This is a genomic window from Haladaptatus cibarius D43 (assembly GCF_000710615.1).
In the GTDB taxonomy this organism is placed as follows: domain Archaea; phylum Halobacteriota; class Halobacteria; order Halobacteriales; family Haladaptataceae; genus Haladaptatus; species Haladaptatus cibarius.
In genome coordinates, this window is the sequence record NZ_JDTH01000013.1 from 44,381 (window position 1) to 65,843 (window position 21,463).

The 21,463-nt window shown below is 55.9% G+C and carries 17 protein-coding genes; 7 read left to right on the forward strand and 10 right to left on the reverse strand.

Features of this window, described 5'->3' with window-relative positions; genetic code table 11:
- Positions 1-24: 24 nt before the first annotated feature.
- The 3 genes from HL45_RS19695 to HL45_RS19705 are packed head-to-tail and all read right to left on the reverse strand — an operon-like array spanning position 25 to position 3,411.
- A complete protein-coding gene (locus HL45_RS19695) occupies positions 25-1,086 on the reverse strand; it encodes a DUF354 domain-containing protein (RefSeq protein ID WP_049972918.1) in 1,062 nt (353 codons plus the stop codon).
- A complete protein-coding gene (locus HL45_RS19700) occupies positions 1,083-2,039 on the reverse strand; it encodes a glycosyltransferase family 2 protein (RefSeq protein ID WP_049972919.1) in 957 nt (318 codons plus the stop codon). The genes HL45_RS19695 and HL45_RS19700 overlap by 4 nt, the downstream gene beginning before the upstream one ends.
- Position 2,040: 1 nt before the next feature.
- Complete coding sequence (locus HL45_RS19705) at positions 2,041-3,411, reverse strand: nucleotide sugar dehydrogenase (RefSeq protein ID WP_049972920.1); 1,371 nt, start codon at positions 3,409-3,411, stop codon at positions 2,041-2,043.
- Between the two features lie 493 nt (positions 3,412-3,904).
- Between HL45_RS19705 and HL45_RS19710 the strand changes: the two genes are divergently transcribed.
- The 4 genes from HL45_RS19710 to glmS all read left to right on the forward strand — a co-directional run bounded on the left by HL45_RS19710 (position 3,905) and on the right by glmS (position 8,349).
- Positions 3,905-4,480: a DUF7344 domain-containing protein gene (locus HL45_RS19710; RefSeq protein ID WP_049972921.1), complete on the forward strand. Its 576-nt coding sequence runs from the start codon at positions 3,905-3,907 to the stop codon at positions 4,478-4,480.
- Between the two features lie 618 nt (positions 4,481-5,098).
- Positions 5,099-6,172, forward strand: a complete 1,074-nt coding sequence (locus tag HL45_RS19715) for a helix-turn-helix transcriptional regulator (RefSeq protein ID WP_233274873.1) — start codon at positions 5,099-5,101, stop codon at positions 6,170-6,172.
- Between the two features lie 170 nt (positions 6,173-6,342).
- On the forward strand, positions 6,343-6,534 hold the full coding sequence (locus HL45_RS20665; protein WP_144240158.1) for a hypothetical protein: 192 nt from the start codon (positions 6,343-6,345) through the stop codon (positions 6,532-6,534).
- Positions 6,535-8,349, forward strand: a complete 1,815-nt coding sequence (glmS, locus tag HL45_RS19720) for a glutamine--fructose-6-phosphate transaminase (isomerizing) (protein ID WP_049972922.1) — start codon at positions 6,535-6,537, stop codon at positions 8,347-8,349.
- 542 nt (positions 8,350-8,891) lie between these two features.
- Here the strand turns inward: glmS and glmM are convergent.
- The 3 genes from glmM to HL45_RS19735 all read right to left on the reverse strand — a co-directional run bounded on the left by glmM (position 8,892) and on the right by HL45_RS19735 (position 13,407).
- The gene (glmM, locus tag HL45_RS19725; RefSeq protein WP_049972923.1) at positions 8,892-10,205 is read right to left on the reverse strand and encodes a phosphoglucosamine mutase; all 1,314 of its coding nucleotides are present in this window, start codon (positions 10,203-10,205) and stop codon (positions 8,892-8,894) included.
- 96 nt (positions 10,206-10,301) lie between these two features.
- Complete coding sequence (locus HL45_RS19730) at positions 10,302-11,939, reverse strand: ArnT family glycosyltransferase (RefSeq protein WP_049972924.1); 1,638 nt, start codon at positions 11,937-11,939, stop codon at positions 10,302-10,304.
- A gap of 49 nt (positions 11,940-11,988) precedes the next feature.
- Complete coding sequence (locus HL45_RS19735) at positions 11,989-13,407, reverse strand: arylsulfotransferase family protein (protein WP_233274874.1); 1,419 nt, start codon at positions 13,405-13,407, stop codon at positions 11,989-11,991.
- 367 nt (positions 13,408-13,774) lie between these two features.
- On the opposite strand from HL45_RS19735, the gene HL45_RS19740 reads away from it, so the two are divergent.
- The 3 genes from HL45_RS19740 (at position 13,775) to HL45_RS19750 (ending at position 19,039) form a co-directional block, all read left to right on the forward strand.
- Positions 13,775-15,625: an ABC transporter substrate-binding protein gene (locus tag HL45_RS19740; RefSeq protein ID WP_049972925.1), complete on the forward strand. Its 1,851-nt coding sequence runs from the start codon at positions 13,775-13,777 to the stop codon at positions 15,623-15,625.
- Between the two features lie 132 nt (positions 15,626-15,757).
- On the forward strand, positions 15,758-16,573 hold the full coding sequence (locus tag HL45_RS19745; RefSeq protein ID WP_049972926.1) for a phosphatase PAP2 family protein: 816 nt from the start codon (positions 15,758-15,760) through the stop codon (positions 16,571-16,573).
- A 1,266-nt stretch (positions 16,574-17,839) separates the two neighbouring features.
- The gene (locus tag HL45_RS19750; protein ID WP_049972927.1) at positions 17,840-19,039 is read left to right on the forward strand and encodes an orc1/cdc6 family replication initiation protein; all 1,200 of its coding nucleotides are present in this window, start codon (positions 17,840-17,842) and stop codon (positions 19,037-19,039) included.
- Positions 19,040-19,160: 121 nt separating this feature from the next.
- Here HL45_RS19750 and HL45_RS19755 read toward each other — a convergent pair whose 3' ends face one another.
- From HL45_RS19755 to HL45_RS19770, 4 genes are all read right to left on the reverse strand, one after another.
- Positions 19,161-19,355 carry a DUF7576 family protein gene (locus HL45_RS19755; RefSeq protein WP_233274875.1) on the reverse strand — a complete coding sequence of 65 codons (195 nt, stop codon included), beginning with the start codon at positions 19,353-19,355 and terminating at the stop codon, positions 19,161-19,163.
- Positions 19,356-19,473: 118 nt separating this feature from the next.
- Entirely contained in the window at positions 19,474-19,809 is a 336-nt protein-coding gene (locus HL45_RS19760; protein ID WP_049972929.1) for a HalOD1 output domain-containing protein, read from the reverse strand.
- A gap of 170 nt (positions 19,810-19,979) precedes the next feature.
- Positions 19,980-20,546: a metal-dependent hydrolase gene (locus HL45_RS19765; protein ID WP_049972930.1), complete on the reverse strand. Its 567-nt coding sequence runs from the start codon at positions 20,544-20,546 to the stop codon at positions 19,980-19,982.
- Between the two features lie 105 nt (positions 20,547-20,651).
- Positions 20,652-21,425 carry a helix-turn-helix domain-containing protein gene (locus tag HL45_RS19770; RefSeq protein ID WP_084157202.1) on the reverse strand — a complete coding sequence of 258 codons (774 nt, stop codon included), beginning with the start codon at positions 21,423-21,425 and terminating at the stop codon, positions 20,652-20,654.
- Positions 21,426-21,463 lie beyond the last annotated feature (38 nt).

Here is a 21,463-nt window from a genome sequence, read left to right on the forward strand (position 1 = left end):
CGATTCGTAGTTCCGTCATAGTACTTAAACCTCTGCGCCAGATGTGTGAGTTTGGCCGTCCGTTTGCCGAGAGCGGCCTGTAACCGCACGCAAAATTACGTCGGTCGTATCGACCTTATCGTCGAGCAGACGCGCTCGATGTTCGTCCCAGTCCTCGTCACCTTCGAGGATAGAGACTGCTTTGTCGAGGGCTAATGCGTGGCGGTCGTCGTCTTGATAGTTGAACAGCAGTCCGTAGCGTTCGTCCAATTCGTTCGTGTAGCCCATCGTGAGGGTGTTGACGTAGATGGCCGGCGTGCCGAGAACTGCGCTTTCGGCCGCCATCGTCGCACCTTCGCCGATAAAGAGGTCGGCATACGCCAGCAGGTCGTGCATTCGATGGGGTTCGACCGTCGCACGATACGATTCGAGTTCCGATGGAAGCGAACGCTCCGAGGTAATGAGCACCTCGGCACCCGCGTTTTCGAGTCGTTCGACCACGTCTTGTACGTCGCCGAAACCACCTTGCCCAACGTCGTGGGACGCGCCCCACTCGATGAGTCGAAGCACGACGAATTTGTCGTCTGGGTCGAGTCCGAGGTCGGAGACGACGGTCGAGTCGGGCGTAAAGCGGTTCGGGTGGAGATACGCGAGTTCGTGGTAACCGGGGTATCGAACCTGTTTCGGCCCGATGCTTCGCGTGTAGCAGTCGGGGGTATAAACGGCATCAGCGAACGGGAACGCGAGGTTTTGGATGAGTTTCGCGTGTTCCGTGTCGTAAAAGATGGCGCTCCGCGCGCCGACGACTTTTGCGATGTGGGCCGCCGCGACCCCGCCAATAGCGGTTATCACGTCGGGTTTCAACTGCACTGCTCGGCGGAGCAAGCGCGCCTCGTAGGTCGCCTGCACGCGCGCCAACTGTGACAGTCCGGACGCAGTGCCAGCCAACACTTCGTGTGAAATGTCGTATCGCTGAAGCAGTTCCACCGCCATCTCCTTCTCGCGGGCGAAGACGTGAACGTCGTGGCCTTCGCTCTCCAACTCCGAAATCGCGTTCCGGAAGAAGTGGACGTGCGCCGGATGTTGAATCGTCACGAACACCCTCATCGGTTCTCCCTCCTGTCGAGGACGACTCCGGCGACGATGCCGACCACGCCGAGCACGAGCGACGTGAGCGACTTCTGCGCGTCGTCGTTCTCCGCTCCCGTGACGGCGGAGCCGACTGCTCTGAACCCGTGAACGACGCCAGCAAGCGCCGCGATGATACCAAGTGCGTAGGCGACTCCAAGCGGGTGGGTGCGGTAGCGCGAACCCAATCGCCAGAAGAAGTTGCCCAACAGCATGAGCGACACCTTCGGGATGTAGTCGCCGTACTCGATGCTACTCTCTTCATCGCCGTAGGCCGCAGGCATGTCCACGTCGGCGACTCGCATTCCCGCCACATTCAGCTTGACGAGGATGTCGTTGCAGTAGCCGTAGTACTCATACATCTCTTCGAGGTCGATTGCCTCCAGTGCCGAAATCGAGATGGCCGTGTAGCCGTTCTGCGGGTCAGTAATATCCCAGTAGCCGCTGGCGATTCGCGTCAATCCGGTCAACAACCAGTTGCCGAGCAGGCGGAACCGCGGCATCGCGCTCCGGAACTCGGAGTTCGAGAGTCGGTTTCCTTTGGTGTAGTCGGCCTCACCGGCCACGATAGGGTCTAGGAATCGCGTCATCATCGAGGGATCCATCTGACCGTCCGCGTCGATGGTGACCGTCACGTCGGTTCCATCGTCGCGCGCGGCGAGGTAGCCGGTCTTGATGGCCCCGCCAGCACCGCGGTTCTGGTTGTGCCGGATAGCGACGACCTGTCCGTCGGTGTCGTCACTCACGCCAGCGCGCGGCGCGCGCTCGACCGCAGCGTACTCACGAATCTCGTCCCACGTACCGTCAGTCGAGGCGTCGTCTACAGCGTAGACGCGGTCTACGAAGTCGGGAAGCGAATCGAGGACATCGCCGACGAACCCTTCTTCGTTGTACGCGGGCACGACGACGCCTATCGTGTGCCCTTCGTACATCCTACACCCTCCGGTAGGAGAATCCGGCTTCAGAAACCGCTTCCTCGTCGAATGCACCGGTTACGTCCACGAAAGCAGGCTTCTCGTTCATCCGGCCTGCAATCGCCTCCAAATCGAGGTCGTAGAACTCGTGGTGCGGCGTAGCGAGGACGATGCCGTCAAATTTCTCGAACTCCGGTTCGTCCGTGTCCTGCACCGAGATACCAAACTGGTCGCGCATTAGGTCGTTGTCCCCGTGTGGGTCGTAGCCAATCGTCTCGATGTCGTATTCGTGGAGTTGTCGGATGATTCCGTCCACTTTCGAGGTGCGAATGTCGGCCACGTCGGGCTTGTAGGTGAGTCCGAGAACGAGGACACGACTGTCTCGGAGCGTCTTGCCCGCACGATTCAGCTCCTTTATCATCATGTTGGAGACGTGTGCGGGCATCGCCTCGTTCACGTTTCGACTCTGTTCGATGAGGTGTGGCGCGTAGCCAGCCTGCTTGGAACGGTGGATGAAGAAGTACGGGTCAACTGGGATGCAGTGACCGCCGACCAGTCCGGGGCGGTAGTTGTGGAAATTCCACTTCGTGCCCGACGCTTCGAGTACTGCACGCGTGTCGATGTCCATGTCCATACCGTCGAACGCCATCGCAAGTTCGTTCACGAGGGCGATATTCAGGTCGCGCTGGACGTTTTCGACGACTTTGCTCGCCTCCGCAACTTCCAGCGAGGCGGCCTTGTGGACACCCGCGTCGATGACCGTCTCGTAGAGGTCTGCGACGTCGTCACGAACTTCGTCGTTCATGCCACCGACGACTTTCACCACGTCGCGCAGTCCGTGTTCCGGGTCACCCGGCGTCGCGCGTTCGGGTGAGTAGCCGACGTAGAAGTCCTCGCCGCACGTCAGCCCGGAAGCGGCTTCGATTGCGGGGACAAGTACTTCGCGGGTCGCACCCGGGAAGACGGTCGATTCGAGGATGACCGTCGTTCCGGGGGACATGTGTTCGCCCACAGTGCGTCCGGCGCTCTCGACGAAATCGAGGTTGGGTTGTTCGTTCTGGTCAACGGGCGTGGGAACCGTAATCATCACGTAGTCCGCGTTGGCGATGTCCGCCTCGTCGGTCGTGTACGTGATTTCGCTCTCGGCAATCGTGTCGTCACCGAGGTCGCCCGTCGTGTCGGTGCCACCGCGAAGGGTTTCGACTTTTCCGTCGTCGATGTCGAAACCGACGACGCTGTATCCTTCCTGGTCAAAGCCGACCGCCAGTGGAAGGCCAACGTAGCCAAGACCGACAACACAAATCGTCGCGTCTCGACTGTCTTTCGCGTCGCTCTCCTCGGTTCCAGCATGGTCCGGCTGGCTGTCGATGTCTCCTATCGTCGAGTTCATGATGATGTTCCTCCGTCGTTCGCTCTTCGACGCCGTTTTCAGGCACCGAAGCGACCGGTAGTAGGGCGTTCGGAGGTGTGGTACCCTATAGTCCGGTCGGACGCGAGCCTCACTTCAATCCATGAAACCCTGTAGGCTTTATTATACAGTGGCTAAGCCCCTCACGCCCGAAAACGCGTGTTTCGCCAATTATTTTTCGTGGTGGATAACCACATGGTTGTCAGTACCATAGTTTGATACATCAACAATAATTAAATTCGAACAGATGACACGGAAGCAGTACAAAGAAGCGCATTCTGACCACCTCAATAGGAATCCGATGTCCACTATAGTATGAAAATAAGTGTAGGTTAGAAATCGATAGACTGCGCGGAGATAAACTCGGTACAACGGTTCGAAAGGTAATCGAACTGGAAAGAACGATGCGGGAAAGAGCTTGCAACGTCCGGGAGGGGGTTCCCGCTTTATTATCCGTCCCAGTAACTCACGAAACATGAGCACGACGACACAACAGGTTGGGAACCAGTCCGAGACGCCCACGGACGAGGACGCGCACGTAGAGTTGAGCGAAGATCAGATTTATCATCTCCTTCAGAACGAACGACGCCGCAACGTCCTCCGGTATCTACACGATGCGGACGAACAGGTTTCGATGCGTGACATCGCGGAGCAGGTCGCGGCGTGGGAAAACGACATCACGGTGCAGACCCTCTCGTCCAGCGAGCGCCAACGAGTTTACATCCCTCTGTATCAGTCTCATCTCCCGAAACTCGACGAGGAAGGCGTCATTGAGTACGACCAGAGTCGCGGTACGGTTCGAAAAACCCCCCTCGCGGACAAACTGTACGATTACCTCGAACCGACCCAGCCGACCACTGACGAAGAAGTAGAAGACGACGAGGACACCCACTGGGAGCGATATTACCTCGGTGCGTCCGGACTCGGCGCAACCGTCCTCGCTGGAACGACGCTCGGCGTCACGCCGTTTGCGCTTCTTCCACAAAGCGCGCTCGGATTTCTCATCCTCGGAATGTTCTGGTCGTTGACTGTCGGCCAGCGATTTGCGTGAGTTCGAACCCTAGTGGGTCGATAAATAGTCCCGAATATCGTGTTAGTTCCCAACTAACACGTATATAAAAAGAGATTGATACAGGTTCCGTACCGGTGATTTTCATGAGTAGAAGCGTGAATGGTCGTAGATAGCTCAAAAGACCTGACTAAATCCAAAAAATATATACAATAGAAATTCAACCCCAAAGGAAAAATACTCGTTGCAGAGATACCAAACACAGGACGGTTCACACTCTGAAACCGGTACACCGACCTCGAAATGAACATGACAAACAGGCCATTCGTAATATTCTATACGTGCCTACTTCTGTTCGCCACCGTAACACCCGCGGCGACAGTCGCACAGACATCGGGTAATCAATTCGTCATTCAAAGTGTCACGTACGCGGGGGCGGGCGTTGCCGAGACTGGCGAGAACAATACATATCTCTGGCAGTCAGAGCCGCACAATCTGACAGTGAACGTCTACACCGGAAATCGTTCCGGTAATTACAACGTCTGCACAGGATACCGAGCGCCAGAAAACAACACCACGGATACGGTCGCGTGCAAAGATGTGTCGTTCAGTTCTAATTCGACACAGCGCGTCAACTTCACGTTCGGCTCAGCTCCGAATATGAGCGGCGAGCGGATTGCGACTGTCACTGTAGAGGACGGCGGAAACGTTGTCGCACGGGAGACGATGCCGGTATATATCATGTCGAAGTCCGGTGACGAGGACGACGACGGACTGCTAAACGAGAGGGAAATAGAGCTCGGAACCAACGCCACGGCCTCCGATTCCGATAAGGACGGCCTCGGTGACGGCGAAGAAATAAACACGTACGAAACCAACCCGGCAAAGGCGGATACGGACGACGATGGGCTTCGAGACGCAGAGGAGATACAGCTAGGGACGGATCCGAACCGCCCCGACACTGATGCCGACGGATTGCTCGACGGGCGAGAACGGGAAGTCGGAACGAACGCGAGCGCCGCAGATACCGACAATGACGGGCTAACTGACGTTGCGGAGCTAAACGTCAGTACCGACCCGACGAAACCTGACACGGACGGCGATGGTCTGAGCGATGCCAAAGAACTTGAGGCGAGAACGGATCCGGCCGAAGCGGACACCGACGGCGACGGACTCGATGACGGGGAGGAAAAAGAACTGGGGACAGACCCGCTCGCGGCGGATTCGGACGGTGATGGCCTGAACGATGGGAAAGAGGTCGAAATCGGTACAGACCCACTCGACGGAGATACCGACGATGACGGACTCGGCGACGGGTTCGAGCATCGATTCGGAACGAATCCGAAAAGCCCTATCATCGCAGGCGGGTTGTATCTCGTCTTGCTGAGCCTACTCATCGGCGGTGCGGTGCTGTTCCAACGAAATGGGACGGAGTGGCTCTCCGGAGCACTTGACGGCGAAGAGGTAGAACCGAAGTCGGAACAGACACAAACCAACGACGTGGTGACCGACGCCGACCGCGTCCTCTCTCTCCTGCGAGAGAACGGGGGTCGACTTCCACAGAGCGACATAATCGAAAAAACCGGGTGGTCGAAGTCGAAAGTGAGCCGACTGCTATCGAAGATGGAAGACAAACAGCAGATCAGCAAAATCAACATCGGTCGGAAGAACATCGTCATCCTCTATGGACAGGAACCAGGGAATATGGGTTCTTCGACGGGAGAAAAACAATAAATATCGTTTCGAGCTCTAATTTTCCTAAATTGTAGACAGTACCAAACCCCATAGCTGTTGTTTTAACTACATTAAAACTCAATGAAACAGTGCTGAGAGGTCGGGAATATGGTTTACAGCCCTGCTAAGGAACCCCCTTAATCAGTCTATAGTAATGGGGTTAGGGTGAAATGTCGAAGACAAGAGCCAGTCGTCGCCCCGGCAGTCGGGTCGGTGCGACGCGGCTACAGGACACACCCATGAACCACCCAACTAGCAACGGACGTGCGGCGGCTCGCTCCGGAACGGCTCGCCCAATCACGAGGCAAGTCGTCCCGAAAACACATGACGAGCAGACCGCAGTTCAAACGGAGGAGACGTAGATGTGTGGAATTATCGCGCGCATCGGCGAAGGTGACGCGATTACGAAGCTCGTCACGGGCCTCGAAAATCTGGAGTACCGAGGCTACGACTCGGCTGGCGTCGCCGTCCAGAACGGCTCCGGAATTTCGGTCTACAAACGCTCCGGCCAGATTTCGGAACTGAAAGACACCATCGTCGGAAGCGTTCCGAAAGGGAACGTCGGCATCGGCCACACTCGCTGGAGTACCCACGGCCCACCAACCGACGAGAACGCCCACCCTCACACGAGCGAAACCGAAAACGTCGCCGTCGTTCACAACGGCATCATCGAGAACTACACCGAACTCAAAGAACGCCTCGAATCGGAGGGTCACGAGTTTACGAGCGACACCGACACCGAGGTCATTCCGCACCTCTTCGAACAACATCTCGAAGAAGAGGCGACCATCGAGGATGCCTTCCGAAAAACCATCGGTGACCTCGAAGGAAGCTATGCGGTCGCCGCACTCGTCGATGGCGTTCACGCCATCTACGCGGCCCGACAAGGCTCGCCGCTCATCCTCGGACTGGACAACGACGAATATTATCTGGCAAGCGACGTTCCCGCCTTCCTCGACCACACCGACAGAGTGGTCTACTTCGAGGACGGCGACGTCGCCATCCTCGAACCGAACGGCGTCACCATGACCGACCTCGAAGGTAACATGGTCAACCGCGACGTCGAACATATCGACTGGAACCCGGAAGACGCTGGAAAGGGTGGCTACGAGCATTACATGCTCAAGGAGATACACACCCAGCCGAACGCCCTCTCGAACACCATCGAGGGCCGCGTACAGGATGGGGAAATCAATCTCGAAGAGTTCCCCAAAGGCACGTTCAGCGGCATCGACGACGTTCATTTCGTCGCCTGCGGCACTTCGTACCACGCCGCGCTGTACGGCCAGCAGATGCTCAACCGAGCGGGAATCCGAGCACAGGCGTTCCGCGCCAGCGAGTACGTCGATTCCAACCCCGGGCCGGTTTCCGAAAGCACACTCACCATCGCGGTTACACAGAGTGGCGAAACGGCGGACACTCTCGGTGCGCTCAAACAAGCGAAATCGCAGGGCGCTCACGTCGTCACTGTGACGAACGTGATGGGTTCGACGGCGGCCCGCGAGGCCGACGACGCGCTGTTCATTCGGGCTGGGCCGGAAATCGGTGTCGCCGCGACGAAGACGTTCTCCTCGCAGGCAGTGACGCTCTCCATGCTCGCCATTCGCCTCGCCGAGGACATCGAAACTGCAACCCCACCGGAGGATAAAGCTGACCTCCTCCAAAGTCTGAAAGCACTACCGGAGAACGTCGAGAAGGTACTCGACTCCACGGAAGGGAAACGTATCGCCAGCCGGTACACCGGGAGCGAGTCGTTCTTCTTCATCGGCAGAGGGTTGAACAACGCCGTCGCGAAAGAAGGCGCGCTGAAGTTCAAGGAAATCACATACGAACACGCCGAAGGATTCGCCTCCGGCGAATTGAAACACGGGCCGCTGGCACTCGTAACGCCGGACACACCGATATTCGCGCTGTTCAACGGTGAGAACGACAAGAAAACATTGCAAAACGCAGAGGAAGCGCAGGCACGTGGTGCGCCAATCGTCGCAGTGGCGAGCAAAAACCACGCGTCGGCGGATATCGCGGATTCGTTCCTCGAAATTCCCGAGACGCACCCAATGTGGTCGGGACTGCTGGCGAACGTCCAACTCCAGTTGGTGTCCTACCACGCCGCCCGAAACCTCGGACGGCCTATCGACAAGCCGCGAAATCTGGCAAAGAGTGTGACCGTCGAATAACCGCGAAAGGCGGAGTCGAGTAACCGGCATGGGTGGTCGCCGGGTGCTTTTTATAGGAGTGGCAGTTTTCGAAATTCACGGGCACGAACCAGTGCGAGCACTGTTTTGCACAACGAAGTCAAGCATACATATAAAATCCTATTGCATAATATAACGTCATACACAGCATGAATAATTATTTAAGATAGAGAACGGTCACCTCGTCGCTGCTCAAAATAGTCATGCTAAATACTAGCATGGAATTGAGAAAAACAGAACATCCCGGAAAAGAAAATAAATTCAGACATGTGATTTTGCCTGAAAGTGCCGGTTTCGACCGAGCCGAAAATTATTACTAACCAGAGGCCGTAGTAAGAAACGTCCCGTCGTCGCCGTGGCAGTCGCCGACAGGGACGCTGTCATCCACTTCCTTCTGCGCAACGTATTCGAGAGCACTGAACGGTACGTATCAACTAAAATTCGATTCGGAACCAAAACGTCGGTCGTTGTGTGGAAATGGGCAAAAAGACAGTACAAAGCGCGAGAGTCGGAGATTAAGACAGCTACTCCATGTAGTCTGCGACGAACGCATCCGCCGTTTCGAACACTTCATTCGCCGCCGCCGGGTCGCGGGCCTCCGCCGCGATGCGAACCAGCGGTTGCGTTCCGCTGGCGCGAATCAGGAACCAGCCTTCGTCCAGTGAAACGCGCACGCCGTCAATGGTGTTGGCGTCGTCGTACCGCTCGGTTACCGATTCCGAGAGGGCGGCCATCAGACCGACTTTGTCCTCTACTTCGATGTTCTTCCGTCGAATCGGATATTCACCGACATCGGCGGCGAGTTCCGACAGCGACCCCGTTTCGGCGACGAGTTCCGCGAGTCGGCAAGCCGCGAGCGAGCCGTCCGGACAGAGCGTCTGGTCGGGCCAAATCCACGCACCAGACTGCTCGCCCCCGAAGACGACGCCCGGTTCGGTCGCGCGCTCGGCGACGTACACGTCGCCGACTTGGGTTCGAACCACGTCGGCACCCTGCTCCGCAAGCACGTCCTCGACGATGAGGCTGGTGTCCACCGGTGTCGCAATCGTCTCGCCTCCACCCGTCCGCTGACGAGCGAACAGCGTGAGCAAAACGTCGCCCGGAAGGAACTCGCCGTTTTCGTCCACGGCCATCATACGGTCTGCATCGCCATCGTGGGCAATACCGAGGTCTGCGCCGGTTGCAATGACGTGGTCGCAGAGCGATTGACAGTTCTCCGAAGTGGGTTCGCTCGGCCGTGCCGGGAATCGGCCGTCGGGCTGTCCGTTCAGCGTCTCCACGTCACAACCGAGTTCGTAGAGTGCGTCGGCGGTTGCTCCGCCTGCACCATTTCCAACGTCTACGACGACGGAGAGGTCTGCCGGTTCGACGGCATCGACGAGGGTTTCGACGTGTCGGTCGTGTGCGCCGTCCCAGTGCGTTTTGTCGCCGGTTTCGTCCCATCCAGCGAGGTTGAAGTCCTCTTCCTCGATTCTGCGGGTGACTTCCTCGCGCTGGTCTGCGTCGAACGCCTGTCCGGACGGATTCCAGAGTTTGATGCCGTTGTCCGTCTCAGGGTTGTGAGACGCGGTAATCGAGACGCCTGCATCGGCGTGCTGCCATTCGACGCTCCGGGCAACCGTGGGCGTTGCGGCGAGGCCGAGATGTACGACATCAGTTCCGCACTCTCGCAAGCCAGCCGAAAGCGCATCCGAAAGAAATCGTCCGCTATCACGAGGGTCACGCCCGACGACGACGCGCTCTACGCCCGTCGAAGCGAGTGCGCGACCGACCGCCAGCGCGAGGTCACCCGTGACGACTTCACCGACAGGTCCGCGGATTCCGCTGGTACCGAACATTGGTCGTATGTCATCCGGGGCGGGCAAAAGGGTTGCTTTCGTGCGAAAATTACGCACGCTCGGTTCCGCGAGGAACGTTCGCTAGCCGTCAGAAAATCACACCGGTTGCGGACCGTGTTCCGGCACCTCGACCGGTTTCATTGGTTCGTCGACGCGGAACACCATCGCGCCCTCGTTCTCGTAGACGAGATGGTAGCGGTCGGAGTCAACGAGATGGCCGCGCATCCACGGCTTTTGGTATTCGTCGATACCGCGCACCGTGTAATGGCCCTTCGGCACGTAGATGTAGTTCGGGTCAACGTCGTTCCCTATCATTTTCTTCGTCAGACAGGCCTTTCCGGGACAACGCGACATGCGCTTGTACAAGCCGAGATGATGCCGATAGTTGTCGTGACCTTCCCACTCAACGCCCCACGGGCCGACGAGAATCGGACGGTCGGTCATGAGCGGGAACCACTCGGCGGCGTCACCGAGAACGACGAATTCGGAGCCGGATGCGGTGTTTTCCTGCACCCACTCCATCGTCGCCATGTCGTCGTCGTCCATGAACGCCGGTTGTGTGGTGCTGTCGTGATGGGAGTTAAGACCACTTGCGGCGAACGAGACGCCGACGCTGGAAACAATCAGCACGATGACCATGACGACGACCAATGGTGCCGACCGAGAGTAGCGCGTCCGCGCCGACAAATTTCGAACCCGCGGGACGATGACCTCGAAGACCAGAATGGACAGCATCATCGCTCCGGCGGGGAACTGGAAGCGTAGTTTGCCGAGCATGAACGCCGCGGCCACCAGCCACAGTGGAAGGAACGGCCGCCGCTTTGCGACCAGATACACTGCCCCCGCAAACGACCCGATGAAGAAAATGACGGGGAGTTCCGGGTCGAGCGAGTAGACGAACTGGTTGAGGAGACGGCCCATGCCGCCGCCAAGACCAGTGTGGGTTCCGGACGCCGCCGTGAAAATTCCTGCACCGTGCGTGGCGACGATTTGGAGCCACCAAGGCGAGGCCAACAGGATACCACCGCTAGCGACGATGGCCCCGCGGACGAGGCCGCGCGGCGTTCGACTGAAGCAGGCGAACATGACGAGATACGTCGTTCCGAAAAAGACGGTGTACACTGGATGCGTGAGAATCGTCATCCCGAACAACACGGTCGAAGAGACGAGCCATTTCGTTTCTCCGGTTTTGAACATCCTTATACCGGTGTACGCGCCGGTCAGGGCGAAGAGGAACGCTGGTGCCCGCACGACGCCACCCGCCGAAAGATGCCATTGGAGGACAGGGGGGGTCACCGCGAGGACGACCGTCGCAAAGCCTGCCCGCGGCGTTGATTCGAGCACCTCGCGTGCAAGATAGTAGAACGGAATGAGATACAACACCGTCACGAATCCGGGGAGCAGTCGGCTCAGCGTAATCGGGTCAACACCCGTTACGTCCATTATTACAGCCGAAACGTAGTACATCAACGGCGGATAGGCGAACGGAATGCCATCGCGCGTGTAGAGCGGAATGCGCTCCGGGAGTCCGTAGCCGTGGGCGCTGATTTCTTCGGCAATCTGGAGATACAACCCGGCACCGTAAGCAGGATAGGGATGTGTTGTCAGGTAGACGAAGTGAACGAGCAGTGCGGTTCCTATCGCCGTCGCGAGCCACGCTCGCTCGTCACTGGCCAGTTCGGTCAGCTTGGCTGTGAGACTCCACTCTCGTCGTTCAGTAATACCGTGCGACATCAGAGATCTCCCCGTTTCACGGTTTGACCCGCAGTTCGTCCATACATGGTCATCCCCTCCGCTCGATGTGAACCGTCCACGGGATAGTGAGCGACCGAGACGACCAGCGCCATTCGGTGACTGCCCACGCCAGCAACCCAAAAACGAGTGCAAGGAGAGCAAACACTTCGGTCGAACCCATCCACGCAGGCAGAACGTACATGAATCCATTCATGTAGCGTCCCGGGACGATATTCTTTATCTCTATCCAGGCGCTTCCAACTATACTTTCTTTCTGGCCGTTTTGCTTACCAGTATCAACTGCGCTACTTTCGCCCGTGGATTTCGAAACGAGGCCGAGCGCGCTGGCACTCTGGCCACCTGAACTCTCGTCACCGGTTTCGAGACGCTCCGCTTCGTACGGGAACGCAATATCGACCGACCAGACGACGTCTCCCTGTTGATTTACCTCAAAGACCCGATTGCCGTTCGAGTCCGTGATGAGGGTATGACCGTTCGGAAGGCGATCTGCATCACGAGGCCACTGCATCTGCGCGTCTTGCCACATCCACGTCCGATTCCACTCGCCGTTTTCGCGTTGGTACTCGACCACGCGATTGCTCTCGGAGTCACCGATGAGAACGGCAGGGCCGCCCTGCGATTCGGGAATGTAATCGGGGTTGTGCTGTTCGTAGATGATGTCGTGTTGGTCGTCGGTTCCGAGCGTCCAGTTCTCGACTAAACCGGTTTCACGGTCGAGGAAGGCGATCTGGTCGTGATTGCGAAGGCTAACCATCAACCGACCGTCTTCGAGGACTTCCACATCGTTGATATGCGTCCAATCCTCGGGATACGGCCCGCCGCTGTTCGTCGGTTCGAAGTCGTTTTGGGCCTCCCACGACCACTCAAGCAGCCCCGTCGTCGTGTTGACGACGAAAACCCGGTCTTGAGCAATATCGGCGATGGCGTAGGTCGAGTCGTTGATTCGGTCGCCGTCGTGCCATCGAGTCGAGTGTTTTCCGGGTGTGATGCGACTGTAAACGTCGGTTACCGCCCCCGTAGAGAGGTTGACGCGCTCGACTCCGTTTCGAGTACAAACCTCGGTGCCACACTCCGACTTGTTCAGGTGGTCGGCGTAAAGGAACTCGACGGTCGTCTCTGTCCCCTCTACCGGGTCAACGTCCCAATAGCGCGTGTGCGAGTCATTGTAGTAGAGAACAGTCCCGTTCGAATTGAACGCCACCAGTTCGGCGCGAGCGCGGGGGCCGTCGCCCGCTTTGCCGAACCACGTGTTCGAGTCGGTCGCAATGACGGTGATGTTGTTCGTCTGCGGTGCGATTTGCTTGCCGTCGCCAGTCGAAATGTTCGCTTGGCGAATCTGTTCGTCGGTCTGTCCAACCGATGAGCTTGCGGCTCCGTTCGCCAGAGCGAGAACCGAGAGGACGACGAGGGAAGCAAAGACAAGGCGGACCAGCTTCCGGGCAGACATCTTTAACATAGAGTATACGTAGCTACTTTTTATTATCGCGTCGCTAAGCCGTTCAGATACCGTTTGAACATTCCGTGAACGATATAATAGCGTCCTGATGGGGCAGAAGAACCATGAAACGGTAATCGAAAGTACACATATGATAAAATATATCACAATATACTTAATTTTGCGGAAGTATCGCTACCATGGGAACAGGTTACAAAAGACATGGTCAATGCTGAAGGGGAGTGTTATTAAGTTCTGTATAATAAAACGAAAAGGGACGCTCTCCAGAGATAGTAACTACCGGTATCGTCCGCGCGGAACCTTCGGAACCACGGCCGCCCCAGACAATCCGCTACCAGCGTGATACGTACGCAAAAATATGCCATCAAAACAGGACTTCAACGCTTCCGATACCCTCCCAACCATCCCGAAAACAGGACGACGAGAGCTGCTCGCCGCCGTCGGGATGACGCTCGGAAGTGGCTGTATCGACGAAGCTCAGTCGCTCGTGAGTCGTGACGGCGCGACACAGGTAACGTTCTCTATAAAGACCCTTCCTGCTGATGCAGACCCGCGAGCGATTCGTATTGCCCGATTTTTAGCGAAACGGCTGAACGAAGTCGGTGTTGCGGCGCGGGTCGTTCCGATGGAACGCGTCGAACTGCTTCGAGACATCCTCATCGACCACACGTTCGACTGCTACGTTGCATGTCATCCCGGCTTCGACGACCCAGACACGCTTAGAACGCTGTTACATTCTCGATTCGACATGGGGACAGGGTGGCAGAATCCATTCGGCTACGCGAACCTCGGCATGGACGAGCTGCTGATGGCCCAGAAACGACAGAGTGGACGCCAACGAACCAAAACAGTAGAACAAATTCAACACTCGATAGCCCGCAACCAGCCGTTTACTACCGTCGCGTTTCCAGACGATATTCGAGCAACTAGAACCGACAGGTTCGACGGCTGGGCGAAAATTAAGCGACCACATTCAGTTCACGGCTATCTCTCGCTCAAAACAACGGACGGGGAGAGTACGCTTCGAATGACGACACAAGACTCCCGTCCGACGGAGAATCTCAATCCGCTCGCGCCGGAGTTCAGAAACGATGGAACGATAGTCGACTTGCTGTACGACTCCATGGGACGCTGGATAGACGGTGAAATCTGTCCATGGCTCGCTCGCGCGTGGGAGTGGCAGTCCCCGAAAAATTCACCCGAAGGGGAACCAGTCGCAACAGTTCACCTCAGGGACGACCTCTGGTGGCACGACGAGGAAGCACTCACTGCAAAAGACGTTGCGTTTACCTATCGATTTCTCAACGACACGGCACTCGGAACGCTCGAAAGTCCGGTTCCGTCGCCACGGTTCCGTGGTGCCGCCACGTTAGTAAAGTCCGCAACGGCGATAAATGAGCAGACGGTTCGCGTTCGATTCAATTCGGCAAGTCGAGCAGTCGCAGCTCGCGCATTTTCGGCACCCGTTCTTCCGAAGCACGTGTGGGAGGAACGGCATAAAAAGGCAGATATTGTGTTCGGAAGCGACACAACCGCCACAAGAGCACTCGTCTGGGACAACCTGCGACCAGTTGGGAGCGGTGCATTTCAGTTTTCGAGCGCGGAAGCAGGAGAACACCTGACCCTCGAACGATTCGACCAGCATTTTCTCCGGCGTACCGACACCGACTACGAAACGATGGACGCTAACGACGTCTCGACATCGAACTTAGAACACGCGCAACGATACGCGGGAGGACCGCAGTTCGAGCGACTACGGTTCATCGTCGTTCCGTCGGGAGCGGCCGCAACGCAAGTCGTCTTGAACGATGATGCCGACGCGACGGCAACCGGAGTGTCCGCGAACGACGTGCGCACCATCGGACGCGACGAAAACGTCCAACTACACGTTGACGAGTCGCCGTCGATGTATCACGTCGGTTTCAATGTCCGAAAAACACCGTTCAGTAACGTCCGATTCCGCAGAGCAGTGGCACAACTACTGGACAAAAAACACATCGTCGATACGGTGTTCGACGGCTACGCGGAACCAGCGGCAAGCCCCTTGGCCCGGCACGACTCCCTCGCAGAAGACCTTCGATGGTCCGAAGTAGACCCCGAGCTTCCGTTCCCGGGAACGGACGGCACCCTCAACAGAGCAAAGGCAAAAACCACATTCGAGAACGCGGGCTTTCGGTACACGAACGATGGAAAGCTCCTCCGACGGTGACGAAACTACGATGAAAAAGGCAAAGCGTGGGATGGGCTGGCTCGAAAAAAGCGGGAGTGAGAGGGACGAGTTCGAAAAACGAAAGACCAAGAATCGGAAAGCCACAGAGTCGGCGAGAAAAACGGTGAAGCCGTGAATTTAGCCGAAATTGCGGGCAAAGTTTTCGTCGGCGCAAGCATACTGCTCGGTATCGCGACGATGCTGTTCGTCGGACGGGAAGGTCTTGAGCGCGCGCGCGAACAGTTTCGAGAGCGTATTATTTCCGTGTACCCGTATCTTGTCCTGCTCATCGGCGTCCTCGGAGTGAACAAAGTAGCCCGCGAGTTCGGTCCCGAGCTTTCGTGGCTCATCGACTGGAACATTACTGGGCTGATTCATGCCATCGAAGGCGACTTCGTCGGTAAGATACAGGCGATTGCGACGCCGGAGTTGACGGCGTATTTCTCGTTTATGTACATCTATGGCTACGTCTTTCTGCTCGTGTTCCCTTTCATCGCATATTTCGCACTGCCGGATGACGGACCACTGAAAGAAACCGCAATCACCTACGCACTGAACTACGGTCTGGGTCTTGTGTGTTACATCCTCTTCATTTCATACGGGCCGCGAAACCTGATTCCGGATGTGGTCAATCCATTGCTCTACTCGACGTATCCTCAGTCGCAGATTCTGACGGGAGAAGTGAACGCGAACACGAACGTCTTCCCCTCCTTGCACACCTCGCTGTCCGTCAGCGCCGCCATACTCGCATACCGAACTCGCGAGGCATATCCCGGTTGGGCGGCCGTTGCGATTCCGACCGCACTGAGCATCCTCATCGCAACGATGTATCTCGGAATCCACTGGGGCACGGACGTAGTTGCAGGGATAGCGCTCGGAATCGTCAGTGTCCTCATCGCTGTACGCTACGTTTCGAACCAAAAGCTCGTACCGATTAACGACGAGTAACAGTAGACCGGCATTGGGTCGGCGAGGTCGGGAGTTACTCTACTTGGGTAGCCTTTGGTGTAGGTTATATGTTATGAAGAGTGCGATATAATGTCGAAGTGGTCGATATTTCACCCGAAAATGATGGTACTCTACTTGACATCGAGACAGGCCCATGACCCATGATAACTAATAACGTTTAGACACACACCACGTTTCCAGTGAAATGGTGTGAGAGGGTAAGGAGGGGTTCCAGATGAAACGGGGGTTGGGTGGGGTGAAATTACTCTGGATTATAGAAAGAAGCATATCAAACTACCCCCGGGCATGAAGCAGACAACCTAATATCAATTTTATAATTCATAACTATAGAAAATTATGTATTCGAAATTATCATAGGGGTAAAAACCGGGGTGAATATCTAGAAAATAATATTTAAATTATTATTATTATTTGTATAGTAATAAATTGGGACGATGAATGCTTATGAAATACTATTGACCAATATCGCACCATATTTCCACTGAAACCAACTGTTGAGTTCCTTCAACGAGTTTGATTTCAGTGGAAACGCGGTGTCTCACCGGCGTTATTCACCATACAAAAGTATCGAGAAGACGCATTTCACCGGAAACACGGTGTCTGACGCGTTCAGACGAAGAAATACGCTCAATCGAATCGAAAGAATTGGTGGCGTTCTGAATATCTATCAGAAATGTAGTGTGAAAAACGGTTAAGACATTCCGGTGAAAGATGGTTAAGACATTCCAGTGAAAGACGGTTGAGCTGTGCCGAGAGACAGTTGAGGCGGTTGTGAAGGCTAGTTAGGCCGCATCGCGTAACGTAAACCGCCACAAAAAGATGAAAGTCGAAGCGTTCGGTTATTTCGAGACCCACACACCACGTTTCCAGTGAAACACGAAGTAAGAGTACCCCGTAACCCTCAGTTCGAGTGCACGTGTCCTTCGGAACCCGTGATAAAATCACGGGTTATTCTGTCGTTTGTGATTAACTTAATGGACTTTAACACATCCGAGCTATAAAATAGCTTTGATGTAGGATCATTTTATGCAAGGGAATTTACATTACTATGCGGCAATATTATCCGCATGACTCACCCCCCACCCCACCTTTTCACCACGTTTCACTGGAAACGTGGTGTGTGTCTCACAACCCAAAATCGACTCTCGTCAATTTTCTAAAGTTTTGTTGACAACAAATGTCGTCACTTCGCCGTCCGTTCTTACCCCGGAACAGTAAAGGGATTTCACTGGAAACGTGGTGTCCATGAGCGACGCCGACTCGGACGAACTGTTTTCCCGGGAAGACCCTATCTTCGAGAAGAAGGAACTCCTCGAAATCAACCACCTTCCCGACCACGGGCGTATCGTCGGACGGGACGACGAGATCTCCGCCCTCGCTAACGCGCTGAATCCCGCGCTGTTCAATCAGTCGCCGAGTAACGTCCTTCTCTACGGAAAGACTGGAACGGGAAAGTCGCTCTGCGCGAAACACGTCTCCCGCAGGCTCATTGACGAGGCTGACGAGGAAGGCGTCGTCGTCGGCGTTGCCTACGTAGACTGCGCACAGGATAGCACCGAAACGCAGGCTGTCCAGACGATTGCGAGTTCTATCAACGCCCCGGAAACCGAAGTATCAATTCCGGATAAAGGAATCTCGACTTCGACGTACTACAAGCGACTATGGCGGATCCTCGACGAACTGTACGACGTGGTCGTCATCATTCTCGACGAAATCGACAAGTTGGAGAACGACGATATTCTGATGCAACTTTCCCGTGCCGGAGAGGCGGGAAAACTCGAACGCTGTAAACTCGGCGTTATCGGCATCAGTAACAAAATCAAGTACAAAGACAGGATGGACGAGCGCGTCAAATCGAGTCTCTGCGAGCGTGAGTTCGTCTTCCCGCCATACGACGCAAACCAACTTCGCGCTATCATGGAAGCTCGGAGTGATGCGTTCAAGAAAGGTGTCCTCGAACCGGGTACGATTCCGCTCGCGGCCGCACAGGCCGCACAAGAACACGGTGACGCACGCAAAGCAATCGATATTCTTCGCTACGCAGGTGAACTCGCGCAGGCGGAGAGTGCCGAAACGGTTCGTGAGGTGTACGTTAAGAAAGCACGGGAACGCGCCGAGAACGACCGTTTTCGAGAGTTAATTCGCGGGGCGACACCTCACTCGAAGTACGCACTTCAAGCTCTTGCGATTCTTTCGCTCGACAACCCCGACGTGGACGCTTTCAGGACGAGTCGGGTGTACGAGGTGTACGAACAGGTCTGTCGGCAGATGGATAGCGACCCGCTGTCGACCCGTCGCGTTCGTGACCTACTCCGCGAACAGGCGTTCCTCGACGTTATCGAGCAGGCTCGGCAGAGCGGCGGAAGTGCGGAGGGAAGCTACACTGAACACCGACTGCTTGAAGACCCGATGGTTGTGAAGAAGGTTCTCGTCTCTGGTTCTTGACTACTGTCGCTGTAATTCCGCCTAGCTAAAACATATACGACAATTTGCCCCGATAGTGTTGCTTTTCATCGGAAATACAGTGTCTTTCACAATTATTTCTCCTCTCCTCTCCTCTCCGCCTTCACTGCTCCCACGCATCACGACACGTTTTCCCACAAAACGCTCGAATATGAAACGCGCCCCCATCATCGTCCGCGATGACGGGGTGCCACTCGTCTATTTCGATACACTTTCCGCAGTTTGAGCAGGCTTCCGGCGTTGTCTTCGTCCCGCCGGAACTGCGGTACCCCACCTCGCCGTTCCCGTCCATTGCCATGTTCGTATGTACCATACCTATCTTACAAGATATATAATTTACTCTTCATAATCAGGGGTAGGCGGAGTATCCCGAAAAAGGAAGAAAATGACACGGGAAATATAGAAAAAGACGGCTCTCAGTCGTGTCGGAATTCGCTTCCCGTCGGCGCACTTCCGTCTTCGTCCTCGGTCGATTCGACGGGAGGCGTCACGATGACTTGCTCGTTATCGTAAACCACGACCTCACAGTCGGCCATACTGAGCACGAGGCGGGCTGCCGATGGTGAGCTAGTATCACCGGTTCCAAAGATGGCCTCCAGTCCGTCAGGGTCAACTACGTCGTGGAGTTTTGCGTCGAGTTCTTTCGGAGAGACACCTTTCGCATCAGCAACTGCTGTGACTACCGCCATCGTCATCTGACCGCGTTCGGCAGTTCGGACGACGCTCCCGTCTGCCGTCGTGCTGGATGCCATAGTTGCTTCCGTCTTTCTGTCGTGCTTTTGGCGACAAAGTCTTTCCAGCTACATGCGTAGCACTGCATCTCGACGGTGATTCAATACATATTCGACAGTCGGAGAAAGGTGCCGAGATGGCGGATATTGTGGAGTAGGGGAGAATTGGGGGAGGGCGGTGAAACCTGTGCTCAAGCGTCGATGTCCGCTTCGGTTTCCGCGTCAAGCCCGAAATCGGCACGATGGAACCCGGTGGAGTGTGTCGGAACTGGGTCGGACATTCGTGCATGGCGAACCGTCATTTGAAACGTTAGTATCCCAACGACGAGCAGGAGGAGGTTCGCGGATTGATTGTGTGCGGAGACGATGTCTAACGTGTACGACTGGCCGAGTATCGGATACAGCGGTTTGATTCCCATCGGTGTAATCACATCTCCAACGAGATGACAGCCAACGGCGACGAATCCAGTAATAAATCCGTAAAACGTCTCTTCAGCTTTTCCGGTGAGCGAGAGCGGTTCGAAACTGAATGCGACGACTGCGAGTGCGATACCCGCGATAAGCGCCGCCGACATCGTATGCGTGACACCTCGATGTGCGATTTGAGCGATTCGAAGGTCTATATCGGGTAACACTCCGATGAACAACCCGGTTACCGTGATGATTTTTGCGCCTCGCATTCTTTCGCGGGCGACGAGGCCGAAGACGACGAATCCGAATATGAACAGTATTATTCCCCAGTGTCCTAATTTGTTCATCGGCCCACCGGGTGTTTGACATCCCCTGACATAACAGGCGTTCCTATGCAATATCCCCCCCAAAACTTACGGCTTCGAGCGTGTACGCTTTAAGTTCCGACGTTGCTACTGATTCTTCTCGACAGCTAACGTGCTACCGATGAGTTGCTCGGTATCTCGTCGGAGTCGCTGTGAAATCGCGGAGGTAGAGATGTCGAGTTCCCGAGCCAGTTCGTTCTGTGAGATTCGCCGGGGAATTTCGTAGTAGCCACATTCGAACGCCATGCGAAGCAGTTGTTTCTGTTTCTCGGTGAGTCCGACGACGTCGGTTTCCTCGCGGTCGGTCGCGTTCCCGAGTTGGTTCACTCGGAAGGTGACATCGTTTTCGAGACAGTACTCTCGGAACGAGACGAGAGCTTCGCGGGTCGGAATCTGCATCCGTACTGTCCAACCGTCATCGCTGCTCTCTACGTCTAGAATTCGCGCGTCGAGTTCCGAACATCGCGGCGCGATGAGTTCCACGCTGGAGACTGGTTCGAGTCGATAGACGCGCCGGTCGTCGTACATCTCCACGAGTACCGGGTCGGCAACTGTGTGGTCTTGTTGAAGTGCTTGTTCGAAAGTGTCGAACTCTTCGCCGCAGACCGAGATGAATAGGTGTTCTGGCGTTGTCCCCGTCAGGTGTTCCGTTCGTATCGTCACGTCGGATGTGGCTTTAATTGTAGAAGAAAGAAGGAGGTCTGACCCGGAGAGAGATACTTCTGCGACAATATCGTACAGCTGTCGCTCGATTGTTTCGTTTTGTCTGTCGATGCTTGCATCGTCACCATCACCTACCGTTGGTGCTGTCAGGGTGCCTGGGTGTGGCTGATTAGTGGCATTGTTGGGTTCTCCGCTCATCTACATAGTATATAATTAACGGCCGACTGATGGGTCTT

Excerpts from the sequence above, each read along its gene's own strand:
- HL45_RS19700 (WP_049972919.1), bottom strand. The coding sequence starts at position 2,039 with ATGTACGAAGGGCACACGATAGGCGTCGTCGTGCCCGCGTACAACGAA.
- glmS (WP_049972922.1), top strand. The coding sequence starts at position 6,535 with ATGTGTGGAATTATCGCGCGCATCGGCGAAGGTGACGCGATTACGAAG.
- HL45_RS19765 (WP_049972930.1), bottom strand. The coding sequence starts at position 20,546 with ATGAACAAATTAGGACACTGGGGAATAATACTGTTCATATTCGGATTC.
- HL45_RS19740 (WP_049972925.1), top strand. The coding sequence starts at position 13,775 with ATGCCATCAAAACAGGACTTCAACGCTTCCGATACCCTCCCAACCATC.
- HL45_RS19755 (WP_233274875.1), bottom strand. The coding sequence starts at position 19,355 with ATGGCAATGGACGGGAACGGCGAGGTGGGGTACCGCAGTTCCGGCGGG.
- HL45_RS19760 (WP_049972929.1), bottom strand. The coding sequence starts at position 19,809 with ATGGCATCCAGCACGACGGCAGACGGGAGCGTCGTCCGAACTGCCGAA.
- HL45_RS19715 (WP_233274873.1), top strand. The coding sequence starts at position 5,099 with ATGAGCGGCGAGCGGATTGCGACTGTCACTGTAGAGGACGGCGGAAAC.
- HL45_RS19750 (WP_049972927.1), top strand. The coding sequence starts at position 17,840 with ATGAGCGACGCCGACTCGGACGAACTGTTTTCCCGGGAAGACCCTATC.
- glmM (WP_049972923.1), bottom strand. The coding sequence starts at position 10,205 with ATGTTCGGTACCAGCGGAATCCGCGGACCTGTCGGTGAAGTCGTCACG.
- HL45_RS19710 (WP_049972921.1), top strand. The coding sequence starts at position 3,905 with ATGAGCACGACGACACAACAGGTTGGGAACCAGTCCGAGACGCCCACG.
- HL45_RS19705 (WP_049972920.1), bottom strand. The coding sequence starts at position 3,411 with ATGAACTCGACGATAGGAGACATCGACAGCCAGCCGGACCATGCTGGA.
- HL45_RS20665 (WP_144240158.1), top strand. The coding sequence starts at position 6,343 with ATGTCGAAGACAAGAGCCAGTCGTCGCCCCGGCAGTCGGGTCGGTGCG.
- HL45_RS19770 (WP_084157202.1), bottom strand. The coding sequence starts at position 21,425 with ATGAGCGGAGAACCCAACAATGCCACTAATCAGCCACACCCAGGCACC.
- HL45_RS19735 (WP_233274874.1), bottom strand. The coding sequence starts at position 13,407 with ATGTCTGCCCGGAAGCTGGTCCGCCTTGTCTTTGCTTCCCTCGTCGTC.
- HL45_RS19695 (WP_049972918.1), bottom strand. The coding sequence starts at position 1,086 with ATGAGGGTGTTCGTGACGATTCAACATCCGGCGCACGTCCACTTCTTC.
- HL45_RS19730 (WP_049972924.1), bottom strand. The coding sequence starts at position 11,939 with ATGTCGCACGGTATTACTGAACGACGAGAGTGGAGTCTCACAGCCAAG.